Source organism: Pseudonocardia sp. DR1-2 (assembly GCF_023717215.1).
In the GTDB taxonomy this organism is placed as follows: Bacteria; Actinomycetota; Actinomycetes; order Mycobacteriales; family Pseudonocardiaceae; genus Pseudonocardia; species Pseudonocardia alni.
Genome location: NZ_JAMQOF010000005.1, coordinates 394,946 through 416,436, shown reverse-complemented (window position 1 = coordinate 416,436; position 21,491 = coordinate 394,946). Strand labels below are relative to the sequence as shown.

At 76.5% G+C, this 21,491-nt stretch carries 21 protein-coding genes; 10 read left to right on the top strand and 11 right to left on the bottom strand.

Annotation, left to right across the window (positions count from 1 at the left end; genetic code table 11):
- Positions 1–19: 19 nt before the first annotated feature.
- Positions 20–1,558 (bottom strand): molybdopterin-dependent oxidoreductase, encoded by a 1,539-nt coding sequence (locus ND486_RS17645; RefSeq protein WP_251785199.1) that lies wholly within the window; start codon positions 1,556–1,558, stop codon positions 20–22.
- Positions 1,559–1,682: 124 nt separating this feature from the next.
- Positions 1,683–2,633, bottom strand: coding sequence for a LysR family transcriptional regulator (locus ND486_RS17640; protein WP_062396203.1), 951 nt, complete (start codon positions 2,631–2,633; stop codon positions 1,683–1,685).
- A gap of 326 nt (positions 2,634–2,959) precedes the next feature.
- Here ND486_RS17640 and ND486_RS17635 point away from each other — a divergent pair, with 326 nt between their 5' ends.
- Together ND486_RS17635 and ND486_RS17630 are read left to right on the top strand one after the other, a co-directional pair.
- Positions 2,960–4,102: a Glu/Leu/Phe/Val dehydrogenase gene (locus tag ND486_RS17635; protein WP_062403389.1), complete on the top strand. Its 1,143-nt coding sequence runs from the start codon at positions 2,960–2,962 to the stop codon at positions 4,100–4,102.
- 163 nt (positions 4,103–4,265) lie between these two features.
- Positions 4,266–5,216 (top strand): aldo/keto reductase, encoded by a 951-nt coding sequence (locus ND486_RS17630; RefSeq protein ID WP_251785198.1) that lies wholly within the window; start codon positions 4,266–4,268, stop codon positions 5,214–5,216.
- Between the two features lie 31 nt (positions 5,217–5,247).
- Here the strand turns inward: ND486_RS17630 and ND486_RS17625 are convergent, their stop codons facing one another.
- The 3 genes from ND486_RS17625 to ND486_RS17615 are packed head-to-tail and all read right to left on the bottom strand — an operon-like array spanning position 5,248 to position 6,657.
- Complete coding sequence (locus tag ND486_RS17625; protein WP_208822007.1) at positions 5,248–5,670, bottom strand: DUF5313 family protein; 423 nt, start codon at positions 5,668–5,670, stop codon at positions 5,248–5,250.
- A gap of 34 nt (positions 5,671–5,704) precedes the next feature.
- Positions 5,705–6,370, bottom strand: a complete 666-nt coding sequence (locus ND486_RS17620) for a DUF1990 family protein (protein ID WP_251785197.1) — start codon at positions 6,368–6,370, stop codon at positions 5,705–5,707.
- A 56-nt stretch (positions 6,371–6,426) separates the two neighbouring features.
- Entirely contained in the window at positions 6,427–6,657 is a 231-nt protein-coding gene (locus ND486_RS17615; RefSeq protein ID WP_062403384.1) for a hypothetical protein, read from the bottom strand.
- Positions 6,658–6,727: 70 nt separating this feature from the next.
- Here ND486_RS17615 and ND486_RS17610 point away from each other — a divergent pair, with 70 nt between their 5' ends.
- Positions 6,728–7,468, top strand: a complete 741-nt coding sequence (locus ND486_RS17610; RefSeq protein WP_251785196.1) for a DUF1990 family protein — start codon at positions 6,728–6,730, stop codon at positions 7,466–7,468.
- Positions 7,469–7,479: 11 nt separating this feature from the next.
- Here ND486_RS17610 and ND486_RS17605 read toward each other — a convergent pair whose 3' ends face one another.
- On the bottom strand, positions 7,480–8,166 hold the full coding sequence (locus tag ND486_RS17605; RefSeq protein WP_251785195.1) for a hypothetical protein: 687 nt from the start codon (positions 8,164–8,166) through the stop codon (positions 7,480–7,482).
- 145 nt (positions 8,167–8,311) lie between these two features.
- On the opposite strand from ND486_RS17605, the gene ND486_RS17600 reads away from it, so the two are divergent.
- The 5 genes from ND486_RS17600 (at position 8,312) to ND486_RS17580 (ending at position 14,566) form a co-directional block, all read left to right on the top strand.
- On the top strand, positions 8,312–9,220 hold the full coding sequence (locus ND486_RS17600; protein WP_251785194.1) for an enoyl-CoA hydratase-related protein: 909 nt from the start codon (positions 8,312–8,314) through the stop codon (positions 9,218–9,220).
- A gap of 204 nt (positions 9,221–9,424) precedes the next feature.
- The gene (gene erm, locus ND486_RS17595) at positions 9,425–10,189 is read left to right on the top strand and encodes a 23S ribosomal RNA methyltransferase Erm (RefSeq protein WP_285898923.1); all 765 of its coding nucleotides are present in this window, start codon (positions 9,425–9,427) and stop codon (positions 10,187–10,189) included.
- 177 nt (positions 10,190–10,366) lie between these two features.
- Positions 10,367–11,704, top strand: coding sequence for an MFS transporter (locus ND486_RS17590; protein WP_251785192.1), 1,338 nt, complete (start codon positions 10,367–10,369; stop codon positions 11,702–11,704).
- Entirely contained in the window at positions 11,701–13,068 is a 1,368-nt protein-coding gene (locus ND486_RS17585; protein ID WP_251785191.1) for an LLM class flavin-dependent oxidoreductase, read from the top strand. Before ND486_RS17590 ends, ND486_RS17585 begins: the two co-directional genes overlap by 4 nt.
- 232 nt (positions 13,069–13,300) lie before the next feature.
- Positions 13,301–14,566 (top strand): phosphodiester glycosidase family protein, encoded by a 1,266-nt coding sequence (locus tag ND486_RS17580; protein ID WP_251785190.1) that lies wholly within the window; start codon positions 13,301–13,303, stop codon positions 14,564–14,566.
- On the opposite strand, the gene ND486_RS17575 is transcribed toward ND486_RS17580, so the two are convergent.
- The 5 genes from ND486_RS17575 to ND486_RS17555 form a co-directional block, all read right to left on the bottom strand.
- Positions 14,524–15,174 (bottom strand): TetR/AcrR family transcriptional regulator, encoded by a 651-nt coding sequence (locus ND486_RS17575; protein ID WP_251785189.1) that lies wholly within the window; start codon positions 15,172–15,174, stop codon positions 14,524–14,526. The genes ND486_RS17580 and ND486_RS17575 overlap by 43 nt on opposite strands.
- A 27-nt stretch (positions 15,175–15,201) precedes the next feature.
- Positions 15,202–16,251: a PDR/VanB family oxidoreductase gene (locus tag ND486_RS17570; RefSeq protein WP_251785188.1), complete on the bottom strand. Its 1,050-nt coding sequence runs from the start codon at positions 16,249–16,251 to the stop codon at positions 15,202–15,204.
- Positions 16,248–17,174: a metal-dependent hydrolase gene (locus ND486_RS17565; protein WP_208822026.1), complete on the bottom strand. Its 927-nt coding sequence runs from the start codon at positions 17,172–17,174 to the stop codon at positions 16,248–16,250. Before ND486_RS17565 ends, ND486_RS17570 begins: the two co-directional genes overlap by 4 nt.
- 25 nt (positions 17,175–17,199) lie before the next feature.
- Entirely contained in the window at positions 17,200–18,987 is a 1,788-nt protein-coding gene (locus ND486_RS17560; RefSeq protein WP_251785187.1) for an SDR family oxidoreductase, read from the bottom strand.
- Between the two features lie 102 nt (positions 18,988–19,089).
- Positions 19,090–19,656, bottom strand: a complete 567-nt coding sequence (locus ND486_RS17555) for a hypothetical protein (protein WP_208822029.1) — start codon at positions 19,654–19,656, stop codon at positions 19,090–19,092.
- 130 nt (positions 19,657–19,786) lie between these two features.
- On the opposite strand from ND486_RS17555, the gene ND486_RS17550 reads away from it, so the two are divergent.
- Positions 19,787–20,677, top strand: a complete 891-nt coding sequence (locus ND486_RS17550) for an alpha/beta fold hydrolase (RefSeq protein ID WP_208822032.1) — start codon at positions 19,787–19,789, stop codon at positions 20,675–20,677.
- A gap of 9 nt (positions 20,678–20,686) precedes the next feature.
- Positions 20,687–21,490, top strand: coding sequence for a crotonase/enoyl-CoA hydratase family protein (locus tag ND486_RS17545; RefSeq protein ID WP_251785186.1), 804 nt, complete (start codon positions 20,687–20,689; stop codon positions 21,488–21,490).
- The last annotated feature ends 1 nt before the right edge of the window (position 21,491 follow it).

Here is a 21,491-nt window from a genome sequence, read left to right as displayed (position 1 = left end):
CCGGGTGGCGTGGAACGATTCAGACGACGGTGATGATCGTGCTCGGCCACCCCGTCGCGCCGTCCGGGATCGGGTCGACGCGGACGTCGGTCTGGACGAGCCCGCGGCGGTCGGTGGCCCGGGCGGTGAGGGTGTGGCTGCCGGGGGAGAGGTCGAGCTCGGCCCGCCACATCCGCCAGGTGTTCGGGTTGACCTCGGTGGCCAGCTCGGCCCGCACCCACGGGCCGTCGTCGGCGCGGACCTCGACGGCGGTGATCCCGACCGGCTGCGCCCACGCGACCCCGGCGACCTGCACACGTCCGGCTGGGAGCTTCGAGAAGCCGACCGGGGCGTCGATGCGGCACTGGGTCTTGATCGGGGCGCGCTCGGCCCAGCCCCGATCGCGCCAGTACACGCTGCGCTCGGCGAAGGTCGTCAGCTCGATGTCGGCGAGCCACTTGGTGGCCGAGACGTAGCCGTAGAGCCCCGGGACGACCATGCGCACCGGGAAACCGTGCTCGACCGGCAGCGCCTCGCCGTTCATGCCGAGCGCGAGCAGCGCGCCCCGGCCGGGTTCGAGCACGGTCGCGGTCGGGGTGCCCGCCGTCCAGCCGTCGCGGCTGGTGGAGACGATCTGGTCCGCGGACGGGTCGACCCCGGCCTCCAGCAGCAGCGGGGCCAGCTCGACGCCGACGAAGTCCGCGGTGGACACCAGGTTCCCGCCGACCGTGTTGGACACGCAGGTCATCGTGATCGTGCGCTGCACGAGCGGCCGTCGCAGCAGGTCGTCGACGGTGAGGACGAGCTCGCGCCCGACCCGGCCGTGCACCCGCAACGACCAGTCCTCGGCCCGCACGGCCGGGATCGTGAGGGCGACGTCGATGCGGTAGAAGTCGGCGTTCGGCGTCACGAACGGGACGGTGCCGAGCTGGGGGAACGCGGCCGACGCGGGTACCGGCGGGGCGGTCTCGGCGAGCGTCGCCGCGGCCAGCCTGCCGGTCAGCGCGGCCCGCGAGGCCGCGATCCCGCTGCCGGAGGAGGACAGCGCCAGGCCGGCCCCGCCCGCGACGAGCGTCCCGGCGGCGACGGCGGCCGAGGCCCCCGCGAGCACGGTGCGCCGGGGGACCCCGTCACCGCTCCCGCCGCTCCCGGTGCGGGTCCCACCGTGACGGCGGGCGAGGCGGTCCAGCCCCCGCTGCACCGCCACGCCCACCACCAGCGCGACGACCGGGGCGGCCAGGTCGGTCGCGGTGGGCACCGGACCCGTCAGCACCGCGGCCACCGCGAGCAGCCCCAGCGCGGCGACGACCGCGGTCCCCACCGCGGGCCGTCGGCGCGCCGCGAGCCCGGCCAGTGCGCCGAGCAGCACCAGCAGCACGCCGATCCCGGCGAGCAGGACCGGCTTGTCGGCCGTCCCGAACGCGGACTTGGCGAACTCCACGACCGGCTGCGGCGAGAGCCGCACCACCGCGTCGCCGACGGCCACGAAGGGCGACGACGCCGGTGCCACCAGGGCCGCCACGAGATGCCCCGATGCCACTGCCGCGGCGATCGCCAGCAGTTCCACCAGGATCGCCACGGAACGCGACGGAAGGGCCAGGGGCCCGTTTCCCTCGGTCCGGTTCTCGGTCAGCACAACCGTTCTTCGGAACCGGCGGCGGAAACGGTTCGACCGGGTTCCGACGATTCCGCCGCGGAACGGGTCAGGCCAGGCCGAGCGAGTCCGGCTGCACCGGGATCGGGGCGTCGGCGCCGAGCCCCTTCTGCGCCGCCGCGGTCCGGACGGCCTCGATCACCAGCGGCAGCGCGGCCCGTCGTGCGGTGGTGGTGCGGTAGGCCAGTGACACCGTGCGGGTCAGGGCGTCGCCGAGCGCGACGATGTCGACCCCCGGCGGGCGCAGCGCCAGGCCCAGGTCGGTCACCAGGGTGACGCCGAGCCCGGCCGCGACCATCGCCATCGCGGTGGCCTGCTCCTCGACCTCGTGGTCGATCCGCGGCTCGAAGCCCGCGCTCTGGCAGGCCAGCCGGGCCGCCTGCCCGAAGTGCGACCGGGCGGGCGACACGATCCACGGGTGCTCGGCCAGCTCCGACAGCATCACGCTCGCGGCCGGCACGGCCCCGGCGGGCACCGCCGCGTAGACCCGCTCGACGGCGATGACCGCCCGCTCCAGGCCCTTGTCCCACGTCATCGGGTAGTTCGAGTAGTCGATGACGAACGACAGGTCGAGCTCGCCGTCGCGCACCGCGGCCGCGGTCTCCTCCGGGGCGAGCTCGCGGGTGCGGACCTCGACGCCGGGGTGGGTACGGGCCAGCGCGGTCAGCGCGTCGGGCAGCAGGCCCGAGGCGACCGAGGCCCACACCCCGGCGGTGAGCTTGGCCGCAACGGTCTCGCCCGCCTCCTCCAGGGCCTGGGTGGCGCGCTCGACCGAGGCGAGGATCTCCTCGGCGTGCTCGGCCAGCAGGACCCCGAGGTCGGTGAGCTGGACCCGGCGACCTCTCCGCTCGAACAGGCGGGTCCCGACGTCGCGCTCGAGCTGCGCGAGCTGCTGGGACACCGCCGACGCCGTGTAGTGCAGCGCGGTCGCCGCCGCCGTGATGGTTCCCCGCCGGTGCAGCTCGCGCAGCATCCGCAGCCGAGACAGGGACAGCTCCATGTCGCTGAGCCTATTGCGCTGTGCAGGAACGGTGAACAGCGCCGTGAATGATCCGTAAATGGACGCGGGACCGGGTGCGACCCCAACCTGGGGCCACCGGTCGGGAACGACTGCGGCCGGGGGACGACGAGGTCCGCGATGTCGACGAGACCGGAACGGCCCCTGGCGGCGACGACCGGTGCAGCACGAGCAGGAGGTGGGTCGCCATGACGACGATGCAGAACCCGGCCGGGAGCACCCCGCAGACGGCGGCCACGGCCGCCCCGTACGTCGCCGGCGCCCCGGCGCCCACCGTCGCTCCGGTCGTCCGCCGCCCCGAGCCGTACATGCGCCTGCAGTGGAACGACGCCGTGACCGGCGCCGTCGGCTACCTGGTCGTGCACACCCTCCGGGCGGGCCTCGCCACCGGCGGCACCCGGATGCGGGCCGGCTGCACGTTGTCCGAGGTCGAGGACCTCGCACGCGGCATGGCCAACAAGACCGCCACCTTCGACCTGCCGATCGGCGGGGCCAAGGGCGGCATCGACTTCGACCCGAAGGACCCGCGCGCCGTCGAGGTGCTCGAGCGGTTCTGCGAGGCCATGCGCCCCTGGATCGACGCGCACTGGGTGACCGCGGAGGACCTCGGCGTCCCGCAGCACCTGATCGACGAGGTCTTCGAGAAGATCGGCCTCGGCCAGAGCTACCACGCCGCGATCAGCCGCGCCGCCGACCCGGCCGCCACCCTGGAGCGGGTGCGCACCGGGCTGACCGCCGAGGTCGACGGTGGGTTCGAGCTCGGCGACGTGATCGGCGGCTACGGCGTCGCGCACGCCTGCCTGGCCTCCGCGGTGTCCTGGGGCCAGATCCCGGCCGACACCACGGTCGCGATCCAGGGCGTCGGCACGATGGGCGGTGCGGCCGCCTACTACCTGTACGAGGCCGGGATGAAGGTCACCACGCTGGCCGACGCCGCGGGCACCCTGCACTGTGCCGACGGCCTCGACGTGCCCGCGCTGCTGGACCTGCGCGACGGCTTCGGCGAGATCGACCGCACCCGGCTGCCCGCCGGTGTCGAGCAGCTCCCGCGCACCGCGATCCTCTCCGCCGAGGTCGACATCCTGGTGCCGGCCGCGATCTCCTACGCGATCACCCCGGACAACTCCTACGACGTCCGCGCCCGCGTGGTCGTCGAGGCCGCGAACGCCGCGACCACCCCGGAGGCCGAGGCCATGCTCGCCGCCCGCGGCGTGCCGGTGCTGCCGGACTTCGTCGCCAACGCCGGTGCGGTCGCCTGGGCCTGGTGGCTGCTGCTCGGTGAGGTCGACGACGACCCGCAGAACTCCTTCGACCGGCTGCGCACCGTGATGCACGCCAAGGTCGCGCAGCTGCTGGCCGCGTGGACCGAGGACGGCGTCACCCCGCGCGAGACCGGGCACCGCTGGGCCGACGACCCCGCCCCGACCACCGGGCCGGTCGTCATCCCCTGACCCGCTCCACCCGCGGCGCCCCGTGACGCCGCGCGGCACCCGTGCACCGGGGCCGCGCGCCGGGACGGGGCGCCGCGGCGTGCGGGCGCGGGCCCCGGCCTCGCCGCTGGTCGGAGAGCACCCCCCGCACCCCGCCGCGGGCGTCGACCCGGATGCTCCTCCCATGACCTCCGCGACCCCGCCGCAGCTCGTCCTCGGCACCATGAACCTCGGCACCCGCGTCGACGAGGCCACCTCGTTCGCGCTGCTCGACCGCTTCGTCGAGCGCGGCGGGGTATGGCTCGACACCGCCGACGTCTACGCCTTCTGGAACGACCCGGCCGGGGAGATCGGGGCGAGCGAGCGGGTGCTCGGCGCCTGGCTCGCCGCCCGGCCCGGCGTGCGCGGGCAGGTCCGGATCTCCACCAAGACCGGGGTGCGCGGCGGGCTCGGCGCCACCGCGGTGCGCGACGCGGCCGCCGGCAGCCTGGCCCGGCTCGGCGTCGAGGCCGTCGACCTCTTCTGGGCGCACACCGAGGACCGCGCGACCGACCTCGACGAGACCGTCGCCGCGCTCGGCGCCCTGGTCACCGACGGGCTGGCCGGGCGGCTCGGCGCGTCCAACCACGCCGCGTGGCGGGTGGAGCGGGCCCGTGCGAGCGCCGCGGCACAGGGCGTCGCCGGGTTCGACGCCGTCCAGTACCGGCACTCCTACGTGGTCCCGCGGCCCGGTGCGGCGCTGCCGGACTCCGGGCACGTGCTGCTGACCGCCGACGCCGCGGACCTCGCGACCGCCGAGGACCTGACCCTGTGGGCCTACACCCCGCTGGTCAACGGGGGGCTGACCCGCACCGACCGCCCCCTGCCCGACGCCTACGACCACCCCGGCACCACCGCGCGGCTGGCCGCGCTCGACGCCGTCGCCGCCGACACCGGCGCGACCCGCAACCAGGTCGTGCTCGCCTGGATCACCACCGGCGGCCACGGCCGGACCGGGCTCGCGGGCGAGCAGGCCGTCGGGCCGGCGTGGCCGCTGGTCGGGGTCAGCCGCGCCGCCCAGCTCGACGAGGCCCTCGACGCCCGTGACCTGCACCTCACCGAGGAGCACCGGGCCCGGCTCGACGGCGCGGCGTGACCGCGGCCGGGGCCCGCCGCGGCGGGGGTGCTCAGCCCCGGCGGTCGTCCCGGTCGCGGTCCGCCCCGAACTCCCGGTCGTGGCGCAGCCGGGCGTCGACGTGCTGCTCGGCGCGTCGCGCCTCCCGGGTCGACGCGGCCGCCCCCACCGGGTAGCCGGCCTTCATCACCCGGGTCTCGCACGCCTCGACCACGTAGACCGTCGAGTAGAAGTAGCCGATCACCGCGCCGGAGGCGATGGCGCCCAGCCGCACCCACGCCGGTCCGGGCACCACCAGGAACAGCAGGACCAGCAGCGGGATCAGCTGGACCGTCGTGCGGAGGAGGTGGCGCAGCACCCAGGTGCGGGTCGTGACGTCGTGCAGCACCCAGCGCCGGTTCCGGACCGGCAGCCGGGCACCGAAGGCGTAGGCCACCCAGCGGAACGGGTTCGGACGCCGGATCCGATCGTCCATCGGACGTCCCCCCTCATCGGATCGCGCACCCGGGTCAGACACCCGGATGCCGGACGAGCACGGCGAACGGGTCCGTCCAGTGCCGCCCGCCGTTCTGCGGGGCGACGGTCACGCCGTCGGCACCCGGCAGCGGCTGCGGCAGCGGCCTGCCCGCCGCCGCGTCGGCCACGAGCTCGCGGACCCGCTGCCCGGCCCGATGGTAGAACTCCAGCTGCACCGCGCGGCCGAACAACCCGAAGCCGAGCCGGAACAGGGGGTTCGGGATGTGCGCGGGCCGGGAGAACGCGCGGATGACGAACTCGACGTCGCCGGTGGCGAGGTCCTTGACCACCTCGTAGGTGAGCCGGCCCTCCTCCAGGTGCCCGTGCAGCGTCTCGTAGGTCCAGCCCCAGACGCGCCGGCCGTCGACGGTCTCGTCGACGAGACCGGTCACGCGGACGCCGAGGTGGAAGCGCATCGGCCCGAACCGGCCCTCCAGCAGCATGTCCCGCCCCAGCAGCGGGTCGGACGGGCGGAACACACCGCGCAGCCGGTTCGGGGCGGTGAACTGGTAGTCGCGCAGCACCGCGCAGGCACGTTCCCAGGGGCCGTCGGGGACCGGGTCGCCGGGCGGCTCGGTGCCGACCAGGGCCCGGCCGTGGTCGACGTGCCAGCGCGGGTCACGGGTGTCGGTGGGGGTCTCGGCGTCGTCGAAGTTCACGCCGCGTGCGGCGAGCCCGTCCAGGTCGGCGCGACGGTCCCCGGGGGCGGGGCGCTTCAGGACCGACGGCCCTTCTCCTCGCGCCGCATCGAGTCGCCGATCAGCCAGAACATCGACGGCCACAGGCCGACGAAGACGGCGCGGCGTTCGGCGTTGCCGCGCTCGTCCTGGTCCACGGTCTTCGCGCGCAGCCACAGCGCGATGGAGAAGCCCACCGAGCCGAGGGAGAACCACTGGAGCTGGGCACCGCGCAACCCGACCCGGTGCAGGACACGTCCGACCGTCATGGCGGTTCCTTCCCCGCTCCCGGCGGATGTAATCCCGCAGAGGGGGTATGTCCACGCCGTGCGGACTTCCATGACGGCCACGACGAGAGATCGGTCCACCCCGGTGACGGGGGACCGGCGGTCCCGGCGGGTGTCGGCGGTGCTGCGCTGGCCGGTGGGCCTGGCGCTGGTGTCGTGGCGCTACTTCTGGCGCACCACACCGATCCACCGCAGCGACGTCGTCGGGGACCTGGGGGACCTGCCACCCGCCTCGCCGCAGGGCGCCGAGGGCGACGACGTCCAGCGCCCGTCGGACGGGGTCGGGACCCTGCTGCACCGGCGCTACAGCGTGCGCATCCGCGGGTCCCGGCTGAGCCCCGAGGAGCTCATGACGCGCCTCGCCGCGGACCCCGACCGCTGGTCACCGGAGTTCGCGGTGTTCCGCCGCACCCGTGGTGAGCCCGGCGGGATGGCGGTCGGCGACGAGTTCCTGATCCGCATGCCCGGCCCGTGGGACGGCCCGGTGCGGGTGGCCGCCGCCGGGCCGAGCGCGTTCTCCTTCGTCACCCTCGACGGGCACCTGGAGGCCGGCCGGATCGAGTTCCGCACCCGTCGCGACCCGGACCACCCGGAGATGCTGCGCTTCGACATCGAGTCCTGGGCCCGGCCCGGGGACCGGCTGTCGCACGTGCTCTACAACACCCTGCGGGTGGCCAAGGAGGTGCAGTTCAACATGTGGACGCACGCCTGCATCCGGGCGGCCGCCATCGCGGGCGGCCGCCCGGACGGCGGCGTGACGGTGCGCACCCGGCGGTTCGCGACCGCCGGATGACGCGGCGGGCCTCACCGGGCGGCCCGCACCTCGCGGATCATGACGACCCCGAGCCCGGCGACGGCGATCCCGCGCAGCAGCTCCACGTGCAGCCCGCTGAGCACCGGGGCCTCCGGCAGCGGCACGAACAGCAGCAGCGCCCCGGCCAGCGCGGCCGCGCCGATCCAGCGCGGCACCCCGGCGGTGCGCAGCAGCGCCACACCCGTCAGCGCCAGCCCGGCCAGGAACACCAGCCCGCCGACCATCTGCAGCAGCGCGAAACCGGGGGCGGCGAGGATGCTGCCGTCGTCGGGGACCAGCTCCGGGGCGGCACGGGCGATCGCGGGCGCCACCAGCCCCTCGACGACGAGGTGGCCCTGCGCGCTCAGCGCGTTGCCCAGGAAGTACAGACCGAACCCGAGCGTGCCGAGCACACCGGCCCGCGGGGCGAACCAGCCCCAGGCCGCGGGCAGGCCCAGCATCAGCGCGAGCGCGCCGGCGTAGATCGACAGCTGCGCCCACGGCGAGCCGGGGGCGAGCAGGGACGCGACGGAGTGGGCGTTCCCGTCGACGACGGGGTGGGCGACGCCACCGGCGAGCGAGAGCACGGCGGAGGCGAGCAGCATCACGCCGCCGCCCACGACCAGGCGTCGCCGGGCGGGGTCGACGGCGGGGACCGCCGGGGCGGTGGTGGCGGTGGGGGCGTCCTGCAGGGTCACGGTGGGTCCTTCCGGAGGGGCGCGTCCGGTCGGTCCGGCGCGACGGGACCACCGTGCGCCCGGCCGCTTGCAGCCCGCTTGCGGGCGGGCTGCGGGCGCCGCGGGCACTGTCGCCCGGGCGCGGGGCGGGGCAGACTCGCCGATCATGAGCACCGACGCTCCCGCCTTCACCCAGATCTCCTACGACGTCGACGACCGGGTCGCCACGATCACCCTCGACCGCCCGGACCGCCTCAACGCGTTCACCCCGACGATGGCCCGCGAGCTGATCGCCGCCTACGACCGCGCCGACGCCGACGACGCCGTCCGCGCGATCGTGCTCACCGGCCGCGGACGCGGCTTCTGCGCCGGCGCCGACCTGGGCCGCGGCGGGGCGTCGTTCGACCCCACCGACCCGCAGCGCGCCGCCGACCGGGCGGGCGTCGGCACCATCGGCGGCGTCGTCCGCGACGGCGGCGGCACCGTGACCATGCGGATGGCGGCGCTGCGCACCCCGGTGATCGCCGCCGTCAACGGGCCGGCGGTCGGCATCGGGGCGACGATGACGCTGCCCGCCGACATCCGGCTGGCCGGGGCCTCGGCCCGGTTCGGGTTCGTGTTCGCCCGCCGCGGGCTCGTCCCCGAGGCCGCGTCGAGCTGGTTCCTGCCGCGCATCGTCGGCGTCTCCCGGGCCATGGAGTGGGCCGCGACCGGCCGGGTGTTCGACGCCGCCGAGGCCCTCGACGGACGTCTGGTCTCCCGTGTCCTGCCCGACGACGAGCTGCTCGGCGCCGCGTACGCGATCGCCCGCGAGATCGCCGACAACACCTCCGCGGTGTCGGTCGCGCTGACCCGCCAGCTGCTGTGGGGGATGCTCGGCGCGCCCACCCCGTGGGACGCCCACCGCGCCGACTCGGCCGCGATCGCGCACCTCGGGCAGGGCCGCGACGTCGCCGAGGGCGTCACCTCGTTCCTGGAGAAGCGCCCGCCCGCCTTCCCCGACACCGTCTCCGACGACTACCCCGGCCACGTCCTGCCGCACTGGCCCGCACCGCCCGCCGACCTGACGGACTGAAATCCGGGTGCGCCGGCGACCCCGTCGCCCCTACCGTCGCCCCGTGGCCTCGATACGCCTGCGCGTCGCCCGACGGCGGCGCCACACCTGATCCCTGCCGATCTCCTGGCGCCGCCGTCCGAGCAGCCGGTCCTCGTACCCCTGCCGGGCGGCGCCCCGCCGCGCCCCCGGCTCCCACCCCGGGAGCCTCCTGTGCGATCCCCCCTGCCCCGCCCGCTCGGCCGTCACGAGCACGGCCAGAACTTCCTCGTCGACACCTCCGTCCCGGCCGCGCTGGCCGCCGTCGTCGCCGGGTACCCGCCCCGGCCGCTGCTGGAGCTGGGCCCCGGCGACGGCGCGCTGACCGCCGCGCTGCTGCGGCTGCCCGGCAGGCCGCTGACCGCGGTCGAACTCGACCCGCACCGGGTGGCCCGGCTGCGACGGCGGTTCGGCGACGCCGTCACCGTCGTCCACGGCGACCTGCTCGACACCCGCCTGGACCGGCCCGTCGACGTGGTGTCCAACGTCCCGTACGCGGTGACCACCCCGCTGCTGCGACGCCTGCTGGGCGCCCCGCGCTGGGCGCACGCGCTGCTGCTGGTGCAGTGGGAGGTGGCGCGCAAGCGGGCGGCGGTCGGCGGCACCAGCGCGCTCACCGCCCGCTGGTGGCCGTGGTTCACCTTCACCCTGCACGACCGTGTCCCGGCCCGGGCGTTCCGGCCGGTCCCGGCCGTCGACGGCGGGGTGCTGGAGATCGCCCGCCGCGACGTGCCGCTGCTCGACGCCCGGCCCCGGGACCACCACCGACTGGTCGACGCGGTGTTCACCGGCCGCGGCCGCGGGGTCGTCGACGTCGTCGGGCGGCGGTTCGGCCGCGCCCTCGCCCGGGACTGGGCGCGCGAGTGCGGTCTCGGGCCGCGGGCACTGCCACGCGACCTCGACGCCGGGCAGTGGGTCCGGCTGCACGCCCGGGTCGCCGGGCGGGGGTGACCCCGGTCCCGCCTCGTTGCGCCGGGCGGGGGTCGTCTGTTCGGGTAGGTGGCGTGGAGCACTCGGAGCTGACCCGCCGGCGGTGGCTGGACCACGGCCGCCTGTCGTCGCACGCCTGTCGCTGACCCCGGCCCCGCGCACCGACTCCCCGCTCCGCCTCACCCACCGGCAGGTCCCGTGTCCAGCTCCGCCGTGTCCGATCCCGCCCCGACGTCCGGTGCCACACCGCGCCGCGCCGCCGTCGCGAGCCTCGTCGGCACCACCATCGAGTGGTACGACTTCTACCTCTACGCCACCGCCGCGGCGTTGGTGTTCGCCCCGCTGTTCTTCACCGACGCCGATCCGGCGACCGGTGTGCTCGCCTCGTTCGCGACCTACGCCGCCGGGTTCGGGGCGCGGCCGATCGGCGCCGTCGTCGCCGGGCACCTGGGCGACCGGATCGGCCGCCGCGCCGTCCTGGTCGGGTCGCTGGTGCTGATGGGCGTCGCGACGACGCTCATCGGGCTGCTGCCGACCTACCCGACCGTCGGGCTGCTGGCCCCGGTGCTGCTCGTGGTGCTGCGGCTGGCCCAGGGGCTCGCCGTGGGCGCGGAGTGGGCCGGTGCGGTGCTCATGGCCGTCGAGCACGCCGAGACCGAGCGCCGGCGCGGCCTGTTCGGCAGCTTCCCGCAGATCGGCTCCTCGGCGGGGATGCTGCTCGCGTCGGGCGTCTACACCGCGGTGCTCGCGATCGCGGGCAAGGAGGCGTTCCTCGCCGGGGCCTGGCGGATCCCGTTCCTGCTCAGCGCCGTGCTCGTGGTGGTGGGGCTGGCCATCCGGCTCACCCTGGCCGACCCCGCGGTGTTCACCGCCGCCCGCGACGCCGGGACGCTGTCCCGCCGCCCGGTGCTGGAGGTGCTGCGCACCGACTGGCGCACCGTGCTGCTGACCGTCGGCAGCCGGATCGCCCAGAACTCCGTCTACATCCTGGCGACGACGTTCGCGCTGACCTACCTGGCCCGGGGCGACTCCGGGGCCGCCGAGGGCGCCGGGCTGACCGCGGTGATCATCGCGTCGGCGATCGGGCTGTTCTCGACGCCGCTGTGGGCGGTCCTGTCCGACCGGGTCGGCCGCAAGCCGGTCTACCTGGCCGGCGCGATCGGGGCGCCGCTGTTCCTCGGGGCCTTCTTCCTGCTGCTCGACACCGGGTCCACCGTGCTGGTCGTGGTGGGCATGGTGGTGCTGGTCAACCTCTTCCACGACGCGATGTACGGCCCGCAGGCGGCCTGGTACGGCGAGCTGTTCGACACCCGGCTGCGCTACAGCGGGGCGTCGCTGGGCTACCAGATCGGGTCGGTCGTCGGCGGCACGACGCCGCTGGTCGCCACCGCGCTGCTCTACGCGGGCGGCGGGACCCCGTGGCTGATCTGGGGGTACTTCGGGGTGCTGTTCGCGATCTGCGTCGTCTCGACCGTCCTGCTCCCCGAGACCCACCGCGGCGGGCTGCGCACCGCCCGGGAGAAGGTGTCGGCATGACCGGCCGCATCCTGCTCAACGCCTTCGACATGGCCTGCGTGGGCCACCAGTCCGCCGGGCTGTGGCGCCACCCGTCCGACGAGGGGCACCGCTACACCGACCTCGGCCACTGGACCTCGCTGGCCCGGATGCTGGAGGACGGCGGCTTCGACGCGCTGTTCCTCGCCGACGTCCTCGGCGTCTACGACGTCTACGGCGGCTCCCGTGACGCCGCCGTCCGCGCCGCCGCGCAGGTCCCGCTCGCCGACCCGCTGCTGCTCGTCCCCGCGATGGCGGGGGTCACCTCGCGGCTCGGGTTCGGGGTGACCGTCTCGGTCGCCTACGAGCACCCCTACGCGCTGGCGCGGCGGCTCACCACCCTCGACCACCTCACCCGAGGCCGGGTCGCGTGGAACGTCGTCACGTCCTACCTGGACTCCGCGGCGCGCAACCTCGGCCGGTCCGGGCAGATCCCGCACGACGAGCGCTACGAGCTCGCCGAGGAGTTCCTGGAGGTCTGCTACAAGCTGTGGGAGGGCTCCTGGGACGACGACGCCGTGGTCCGCGACCGCGCCCGCGGCGTGTTCACCGAGCCGGACCGGGTGCACGACATCGCCCACCACGGCCGCTGGTTCGACGTGCCCGGCCCGTTCCTGTCCGAGCCGTCCCCGCAGCGCACCCCGGTGATCTTCCAGGCGGGCGCGTCGCCGCGCGGTGCCCGGTTCGCCGGCACCCACGCCGAGGCCGTGTTCGTGTCCGGTCCGTCGCCCGCGGTGGTCCGCCGCTCGGTCGACGCGGTGCGCGGCGAGGCCGCCCGCGCCGGGCGGGACCCGCGCTCGGTGAAGGTCTTCGCCATGCTCACCGCGATCGCCGGGGAGACCGACGAGGCCGCCCGCGCGACGCTGGCCGAGTACCTGGAGCTGACCGACCCGTCCGCGGCGCTGGCGCTGTTCGGCGGCTGGTCCGGCGTCGACCTGGCCGGGGCCTCGCCGGAGCAGAAGCTCGAGTACGTGCAGACCGACGCGACCCGCTCGGCGCTGGCGTCGTTCACCGGGCCGGACCGCGACTGGACGGTGGGGGAGCTCGCGGAGTTCATCACCGTCGGCGGGCGCGGGCCGCTCGTCGTCGGGTCGGGGGCGGGCGTCGCCGACGAGCTGGAGCGCTGGGCCGACGAGGCGGACCTCGACGGCTTCAACCTGGCCTACGCCGTCACCCCGGGGACGATGGCCGACGTCGTCACCCACGTCGTGCCCGAGCTGCGCCGCCGCGGCCGGATGCCCGCCGCCGCCGACGCGGGCGGCCCCACCCTGCGCGAGCGCTACGGCACCGGCGACGGCGCCCGGCTCGCGAAGGACCACCCCGGGTCGGCGCACCGTACGCTCTGACGCCGTGATCACCGGGAGCGGAGCGCGGGGAGCAGCTCCCTCACCCGGCCGCTCCACCCCCGGTGGTCATGGTGCCGACGGTCGCGTTCCGCGCCGCAGGGTCACTCCGCAGGGGACGTCGCGCCCCCCGACCAGGTGGCACTGCACCACCGACGCGTGACGCCCCGCGCCGTCGCCGTACCGCCGTGTTCACCTCGGTCCCGGCCGGGGTGGCGATCGGGGGAGTGCGGGCATGGTGGGGTGGACGGGCAGCCGGGGCGCGGCGGTGGCGGCGGCGGTCGTGATCGGGGTACTGGTGCCGGCCACCCAGCAGGCGTCCGCGGCCCCCGCCCCGGAGGCGCACCCCGTCGCGGCCACCGCGCCCGCGGCATCGCCCGCGGCAGGGGCCGGGCCCGCCGCACCCGGGGCCGCCCCGGGCCCGGCCGCGGCGCCCGTCGCGCCGGCCCCGCAGGCCCCCGCGATCACCCACCGCGAGGAGCGGGTCGACACCCCGGCCGGGCCGGTGACCGTCGACATCGTCGTCGCCGACCTGAACCGGTCCGAGCTGCGCGCCACCCTGCTCACCGGCGCAACGGTCGGGGAGCGGTCGTCGGTGCCCGCGCACGCCCGGCGCGGCGGTGCCGTCGCCGCGATCAACGGCGACTTCTTCGACCTGGCCCGCAGCAACGCCCCGGCCGGCCCCTCGGTCCGCGACGGCCGGGCACTCACCTCCGCCGTGCCGCCCGGGCGGCGGCTCGCCCCGGGCGTCCCCGGCGCCCGGCAGGGCGACGTCCTCGCCATCGACGACGACGGCACCCCCCGCCTGGACCGGCTCACCCTCGACGCGTCCGCGACCGGGCCGAAGGGCCGCCTGCGCATCGACACCCTCAACGCCTACGCCGTGCCCGTCGGCGGGATCGGGCTGTTCACCTCCGACTGGGCGGGCGACCGGGCCGCCACGCTGTGCGGCAGCGACACCGACCGGGACGCGCCGTGCGCACCGGACCGGTTCGAGGTCGTGGTCCGCGACGGCGCGGTCACCGCCGTCGGCCCGCCCGGCGGGGGAGCGGTCCCGGCCGGGGAACAGGTCCTCGCCGGCCGCGACCAGGGCGCCGCCGCGCTGCGCGGGCTCGCCGTCGGCGACCGGGTCACCGTGCGGCAGGCGCTCACCGCCGCGTCGGGGACCGTGCCGCGGACCGCGGTCGGGGCGTCACCGATCCTGCGCGACGGCACACCCGTCGCCGGGCTGGACGCCCGCTCGCGCGACCCGCGCAGCGCCGCGGGCCTCACCGCGCAGGGACGGCTGATCCTGCTCACCGCCGACGGCCGCGAGTCGACCTCGGTCGGGATCACCCTGGCCGAGACCGCCGAGCAGCTGCGCCGGGCGGGCGCCGTCGACGGCGTCAACCTCGACGGCGGCGGCTCCTCGACGATGGTGTTCCGCGACCAGGTCGTGAACAGCCCGTCCGAGGACGCCTACCGGCTGGTGCCCAACGCGCTCGGCGTCGTGGAGAACTGAGCGTCCGGGTCGCGGGCCACGGTGACCCCGAGCATCGCGAACAGCTGCTCCACCAGCCAGTCCCGCAGCTCGGCGTGGGCGGGCACCCGGCCCGCCTCCAGCCACACCAGCACCGAGCCCTCGACCAGCGCGACCCAGCCGCGCAGGGTCATCAGCTGCAGCGGGGTCGGGTCGGGGACGCCGCCGCGCACGCACAGCAGGTCCACGATGTGGTCGCGCACGCCGTCGACCATGGCGTCGGTCTCCCCGGTGGAGACGACCGAGCCGCTGCGCAGCAGCGCGACGTAGGCCCGCGAGTGCCGGCCGACGACGTCGAGGAACACGTCCAGCGCGTCGGCGAGCTGCCCGTCCAGCGGACCGTCGGTGGGCAGCGCGACCCGGTCGATGAGCTCCTCGGCGACGCTGCCCAGCGCTGCCACGTGCAGCTCCTCCATCCCGGAGAAGTACCGGTAGAACAGCGCCCGGGACACGTCCGCGGCCCGGGTGACGTCCTCGACGGCCACCTCCTCCGGCGAGCGGGCGCCGTAGAGGTCGAGCGCGGCGGACACGAGCTGTGCGCGGCGGGCCTCGGGCGTCATGCGCCGGGGTGGACGTGCGGGTGAGGTCATCACCGACGAGGGTACGGATCCCACGCCTCAGCGCCCGAGATCGACGACGATCGTCCCGTCCGTGGCCCGCCCGACACACAGCGCGGTCAGGCCCGGCCCGGCCGGGTCGCCGACGGTGGTGCCCTCCACGAGCCGGACGTGGCAGGTCCCGCAGAACCCCTGCCGGCACGAGTACGGCACGTCCGGGCGCAGCGCGCGGACCGCGTCCAGCGCGGTGCGGTCGGCGGGGACCGCGACGTCCGGGCCACCGGCGATCCGGACGGTGAACGGGCGGCCGTCGCGGATTGGGGGCGGGGAGAACCGCTCGGAGTGGAACCGCTGCCCGGCGGGGAGCGCCCGGCGCAGCGACTCGATCATCGGCGGCGGGCCGCAGCAGTAGACGGCGGCGTCGGCGTCGGTCCCGGACAGCAGCTCGGCCGCCGACGGGACACCCGCGACGTCGTCGGGGCGGCGCAGGACCCGGTCCGGGGCCAGCGCGGCGAGTGCGTCCGACAGCGGCATCGACGCCCGGTCCCGGCCGGTGTGCACCAGCCGCCACGGCACCCCGGCGGCGTGCGCGGCCCGGACCATCGGCGCGATCGGGGTGATCCCGATGCCGCCGGCGACGAACAGGTACGACGGCGCCGTGGCCAGCGGGAAGGCGTTGCGCGGGCCGTGCAGCCGCAGCCGCACCCCCGGGCGCAGGGCGTGCATCTCGTGCGAGCCGGTGCCCCCGGGCACCCTCCGTACCGCGATCCGGTACACCGACCGGTCGTCCGGGTCGCCGCACAGCGAGTACTGGCGCATGACCCCCGAGGGCAGCTCGACGTCGACGTGCGCGCCGGGCCGCCAGCCCGGAAGCGGCTCGGTGCCCGCCGGGACGAGGTCGAGCTCGGCGACGTCGGGGCAGGGACGGCGCACGGCGTGCACCTCGACGAGCAGGGTGCGGTCCACCGGGGTGACCGGGCGGCGGCGCCGGGCACCGGCCGTCGCGAGGGTCTGGGTCACCGCGGTGAGCACCGACAGCGCGGTGGCCCCGCGGTTCGGGTGCGGCGGCGGCGCGGTCGAGCCCGTGCCGGGCAGCAGCGCGGGACTCATGCCGCGGACCCCTCGGCCGGGCCGGCGTGGCCCGCCTCGGCGGCGCGGGCGGCGGGGGAGACCGCGAGGTAGGCCACCGCGGCGTCGGTGTCGCCGTGCGCGGCCGGGTGGAACCGCGGGCTGAGGTAGGTCAGGACGGCGCGGGTGAACAGCCACGGTCCGGGCACCAGCCCGCGCCGGGAGTCCCGCAGGTAGTCGCGCAGCCGGGCCCGGCGCTGCGGTGTCCCGCGCAGGTGCGGGTCGCGGGCGCACAGGTGCCGGGTGCCGTCGACCCACAGCTTCGCCAGCGCCGGGCCGGCCACCGCCATCGCCCGGATCCGGCGCAGCCAGCGGCCGTCGAGGTGGGTGTAGAGGTCGTGCGCGACGTTGCGGTGCTCGACCTCCTCGGCGCCGTGCCAGCGCAGCATGTCCAGCATGTGCGGGTCGGCCCCGGCCGCGTCCAGCGCGGCGGAGTCGAGGATCCAGGAGCCGAGGACGGCGGTGAAGTGCTCGATGGCCGCGATCAGCCCGACCCGCTCCACCAGCCACTCCCGGGCCGCGTCGCCGGTCAGGCCGCGGTCGCCGAGCAGCTCCTTGAAGATCCACTCGACCTGCTCGACGAAGCGGGTCACGTCGACGCCCGCCTCGACGAGGTGGTCCAGCGCCCCCTGGTGGGAGGTCGCGTGCACGGCCTCCTGGCCGATGAACCCGCGCACGTCCTCGGCCAGCGCCTCGTCGCGGACCATCGGCAGCGCGCGGGAGAAGACCTCCACGAACCAGCGCTCGCCCTCGGGCAGCAGCAGGTGCAGCACGTCGATCAGGTGCGAGGCGAACGGCTCGCCGGGGATCCAGTCGGTCCGCAGCTCGGCGAAGTCGAAGCGGACGTCGCGGGCCTGCAGGGCGATGCGGTCGGCGGCCGGGTCACCGGCGGCGGGGCGGTTCACGGCGGTTCTCCTCTCGGACGGGTTCTCAGCGGGTGCCGTCGACGCGGGCGAGCGCGCGGACGAGGCCGGGGGACAGCCGGGACGCGAGCAGCCCGACGTGCGCCTCGGCGGTGACCGGGGCGATCGGCAGGTCCCGCTCGACGGCGCGGACCAGGCGGGCGGCGACGCGCTGCGGGGTGTACCCGCGCCGGGAGTAGGCGGCCGCGGCGTCGCGGCGGCGGACGGCCTGGGTGGCGTGGTCGGTGCCGGCGAAGCGGGTCGCCCCGGTGATCGGGGTGTCGACGAACCCGGGGCACAGCGCGGTGACCCCCACCCCGGCGCCCGCCAGCTCGGCGCGCAGGCACTGCGACAGCATCAGCACCGCCGCCTTGGTCGTGGCGTAGGCCGGCAGCGAGCGCGACGGGAGGTACGCCGCCGCCGAGGCGGTGTTGACGATCGTGCCGCCCTCGCCGTGCGCGGCGAGCAGCGCGCCGAAGTGCCGGCAGCCGTGCACGACGCCCCACAGGTTCACGTCGACGATCCGCTGCCACTCCTGCGCCGTGGTGTCGGCGAACGACCCGGCGACGGCGATCCCGGCGTTGTTGACGACGAGGTCGGGCACCCCGTGCTCGGCCGCGACCCGCTCGGCGAGGGCGGCGACGGCGGCCTCGTCGGCGACGTCGACGACCGCGGCCACCGCGCGCCCGGGCCCGTGCCGCCGGGTCACCAGGTCGACGGTCTCCGCGGCACCGGCCTCGGAGACGTCGGCGACGACGACCCGTCCCCCCAGATCGGCGACCTGGCGGGCGATCTCGCGGCCGATCCCGCTGCCCGCCCCGGTGACGACGGCGAGCCCGCCCTCCCAGCGCGACGCCCGGCCCGGCCGTCCCCCGGTGCGGACCAGGGCGGCGCCCCGGGCCCCCGCCCGGGCCAGCGCGGGCGCGGCGGTCCCGCCGCTCCGCTCGGCGACGAGCTCGCGGACACACCGGGCGATCACGCCCGCGCGCTTGCGGACGATCCAGTGCCCGCCGGGCAGGTAGCGGACCCGCAGGTCGGGGGCGTACCCGGCGGCGCTCGTCGCCATCGCGGGGGTGACGTAGGCGTCGCCGAGCGGAGCCAGGACCTGCACCGGGACGTCGGTGCGGCGCGGCTGCGGGCGGCCGAGCCGCCGCGGCAGGTTCCGCCGGTAGAGCTCCAGGCCGTTGACCGCGTCGCGCACCGAGGGGCGCGGGATCCGCTCGGTCCGCGCCACCAGCGCGCCGAGCAGCCCGCTGCGGATCATCAGCTCGGGCAGCACCGGCACCCGGAACGCCAGGGTGTACCAGGAGTGCAGCGCCTGGGTGAGCACCGGCCGCAGGTCGCGGAGCCCGCGGCGGCGCAGGAACAGCGCCACGTGGTCCAGGCACGGGCCGGAGATCGAGGTGAACGACGCGACCCGGCCGTCCATCGCCGAGGGGGTGCCGTCCTCGCGCGTGACGGCGTGCCAGGTCTGGATCGAGCCCCAGTCGTGGGCGAGCAGGTGCACCGGGGCGTCGGGGGAGACGGCGTCGGTCACCGTGCGCAGGTCGGCGGCGAGGAGCTCCAGGTCGTAGCCGGCCGGGGCGCCGGGGGCGGCCGAGCCCCCGTGGCCGCGCACGTCGTAGGTGACGACGTGGTGGTCGGCGGCGAGGTCCGCGGCGACGCGGTCCCACACGTGCCGGTCGTCGGGGTAGCCGTGCACCGCGACGACCGTCGGGTGCGACGGGTCGCCCCGTTCCTCCACGACCAGCTCCAGGCCGTCCTGCGTGGTCACCGTCCGGGTGCGGCTCGCGGACTCCACCTCGTTGTGAGACACACCGTCATCGTAGAAAACGTGTCAACAAGACGCCACCCCCGGCCCGTCATCCGTCCCGGTGGCCGGGCGGTGCACCGCGCCGGCGACGGCTGCGCCGCCGGGTCAGCCCCGGTCGTCGGCGGTACGGGTGGGGTGCGGCGCCCGTCCGGCCGCCCACATCGTCCCGACCCGGGCGGCCACCGCGTCGTGCGCCGCCGCGGCCGCGGTCCCCGTGGTTCGGACCCCGGCCAGCGCGTAGAGCAGCTCGCCGTCGGCGCCCAGGTCGAGGTCCAGGACGCCGTGCACCCGGGCGAGCTCCAGCACCAGCGCCGGGGCCGTGGTGCCGGCCGCGGCGGCCGCCCGGCGCAGCGGCCCCTCGTCGGCGCCGGGCAGCGTCCGGGCACCGAGGGCGGCGGCGAGCAGGCCGAGCGCCGCGACGTCGGCCGGTCCGACCGGGACCAGGCACAGGTCCGGGCACGGCCCGGGGCCGTACCCGGGGCGGTGCTGGGCGGCGCGCAGCGGCCCGGCCATCCGGCGCCAGCCGCGCAGCGCGTCCGCGGTCCCCGCCGGGGCGTCCGCGTCGCGCGCGAGCGACACCAGCGCGCACCCCAGGCGCCGGTCGGTGCGGTCCCACGCCCCGGGGTCGCGTGGCACGGCCCGCACCACCGTCCCCGTCGCCGCACCGGTCATCGCGCCTCCTCGTCGGCCCCTCGGTGACGCAGGTCGCCCGGCCCCCGCGCCCCGTTACCCGGCGTGGTCAGAACTGACGAGGGGCGTAGGTTCGAGCGGTCGTCCCCGTCCCACGAACAGAGGTCCCCGCGTGTCCACCGCTCCGCCCACCTGGTTCACCGACGCACTCGCCGAGCCGGGGGAGCCCGGTCGCACCGAGAGCGACGGCGTCGAGATCCGCTTCCGCAGCTGGGGCACCCCGGGCGGGCCCGGCGTGCTGCTGGTGCACGGCGGCGCGGCGCACCTGCACTGGTGGGACCACATCGCCCCGCTGCTGGCCGAGGGGACGCGCCGGGTCGTGGCGGTCGACCTGTCCGGGCACGGCGACTCCGGGCGGGCACCGTCCTACGACCTGGACCGCTGGGCCGTCGAGCTGCGCGCGGTGATCGACGCGTCGGGTCTCGGCCCCCGGCCGACGGTCATCGGGCACAGCATGGGCGGGTTCGTGACGCTCACCGCGGCGCTGCGCTACGGCGACGCGCTGGCCGGCGCCGTCGCCGTCGACTCCCCGGTCCGGGACCGGTCGCCGGAGGAGCGCGCCGCCCGCGAGCAGCGGGCGTTCGGCCCGGCGAAGGTGCACCCCGACCGCGACGCGCTGATCGCCCGGTTCCGCACCATCCCCGAGCAGCCCGGCGACCTGCCCTACGTGCACCGCCACATCGCCGAGCACAGCATCCGCGCGGTCGACGGCGGCTGGAGCTGGAAGTTCGACCCGGCCATCTTCGCCGGCATCTCGCTGACCCCCGGCGACCTCGGGCGGCCCGGTTGCCGGATCGCCCTGTTCCGGGCCGAGCACGGCCTGGTCCCGGCGGACATGGGGGAGATGGTCGTCGACCGGATGGGCCGGGCGGCGCCGGTCGTCGAGATCCCCGGGGCCGGGCACCACGTGATGATCGACCAGCCGCTGGCCCTGGTGACCGCGCTGCGGACGCTGCTCGCGGACTGGGAGCACTCGGTTCCGGTGGTGGCCCCCGCGATCTAGGGTGGCCCCATGACAGAGCAGTCAGAGCTGACTCCTTCCGGACCGGCCGCTTCCGAGGAGGAAGTGCTCGTCGAGCGGCGGGACGGCGTCCTGCTGATCACGATCAACCGGCCCCGTGCGAAGAACGCCATCGACGAGAAGGTGGCGCACGCCGTCGCCGCGGCCGTCGACGAGCTCGACGCCGACCCGGACCTGCGCGTCGGCGTGCTCACCGGGGCGGGCGGGGTGTTCTCCGCCGGGATGGACCTGAAGGCGTTCCTGCGCGGTGAGCGCCCGTCGCTGCCCGGGCGTGGGCTGTGCGGGATCACCCAGCGTCCGCCGGTCACCCCGATGATCGCCGCGGTGGAGGGCTGGGCGCTGGCCGGCGGGTTCGAGATCATGCTGGCCTGCGACCTCGTCGTCGCCGGGCGCGGCGCCCGGTTCGGGGTGCCGGAGGTGAAGCGGTCCCTGGTCGCCGCCGCGGGCGGCGCGCTGGAGCTGGCGAACCGGGTCCCCCGGGCGCTGGCCCTGGAGATGCTGCTGACCGGCGACCCGATCGACGCGACGCGCGCCGAGGCCGCCGGGCTGGTCAACCGGGTCGTCGACGACGGCGGCGCGCTGGACACGGCGCTGGAGCTGGCCGGGCGGATCGCCGTGAACGGCCCGCTCGGGCTGGCCGCGTCGAAGCGGATCGTGCGCGAGAGCCCGGACTGGGGCGCCGACCGCTGGGAGCGCCACGACGCGGTCGTCGGCCCGGTGCTGACCTCCGAGGACGCCCGGGAGGGCGCGACCGCGTTCGCCGAGAAGCGCGACCCGGTCTGGCGCGGCCGCTGAC

Bases quoted from the DNA above. Each gene is read 5' to 3' on its own strand.
- ND486_RS17625 (WP_208822007.1), bottom strand. From the start codon at position 5,670: ATGGACGATCGGATCCGGCGTCCGAACCCGTTCCGCTGGGTGGCCTAC.
- ND486_RS17615 (WP_062403384.1), bottom strand. From the start codon at position 6,657: ATGACGGTCGGACGTGTCCTGCACCGGGTCGGGTTGCGCGGTGCCCAG.
- ND486_RS17600 (WP_251785194.1), top strand. From the start codon at position 8,312: ATGAGCACCGACGCTCCCGCCTTCACCCAGATCTCCTACGACGTCGAC.
- ND486_RS17575 (WP_251785189.1), bottom strand. From the start codon at position 15,174: ATGACCTCACCCGCACGTCCACCCCGGCGCATGACGCCCGAGGCCCGC.
- ND486_RS17630 (WP_251785198.1), top strand. From the start codon at position 4,266: ATGACCTCCGCGACCCCGCCGCAGCTCGTCCTCGGCACCATGAACCTC.
- ND486_RS17585 (WP_251785191.1), top strand. From the start codon at position 11,701: ATGACCGGCCGCATCCTGCTCAACGCCTTCGACATGGCCTGCGTGGGC.
- ND486_RS17635 (WP_062403389.1), top strand. From the start codon at position 2,960: ATGCGCCTGCAGTGGAACGACGCCGTGACCGGCGCCGTCGGCTACCTG.
- ND486_RS17610 (WP_251785196.1), top strand. From the start codon at position 6,728: ATGACGGCCACGACGAGAGATCGGTCCACCCCGGTGACGGGGGACCGG.
- ND486_RS17570 (WP_251785188.1), bottom strand. From the start codon at position 16,251: ATGAGTCCCGCGCTGCTGCCCGGCACGGGCTCGACCGCGCCGCCGCCG.
- ND486_RS17545 (WP_251785186.1), top strand. From the start codon at position 20,687: ATGACAGAGCAGTCAGAGCTGACTCCTTCCGGACCGGCCGCTTCCGAG.
- ND486_RS17640 (WP_062396203.1), bottom strand. From the start codon at position 2,633: ATGGAGCTGTCCCTGTCTCGGCTGCGGATGCTGCGCGAGCTGCACCGG.
- ND486_RS17580 (WP_251785190.1), top strand. From the start codon at position 13,301: ATGGTGGGGTGGACGGGCAGCCGGGGCGCGGCGGTGGCGGCGGCGGTC.
- ND486_RS17555 (WP_208822029.1), bottom strand. From the start codon at position 19,656: ATGACCGGTGCGGCGACGGGGACGGTGGTGCGGGCCGTGCCACGCGAC.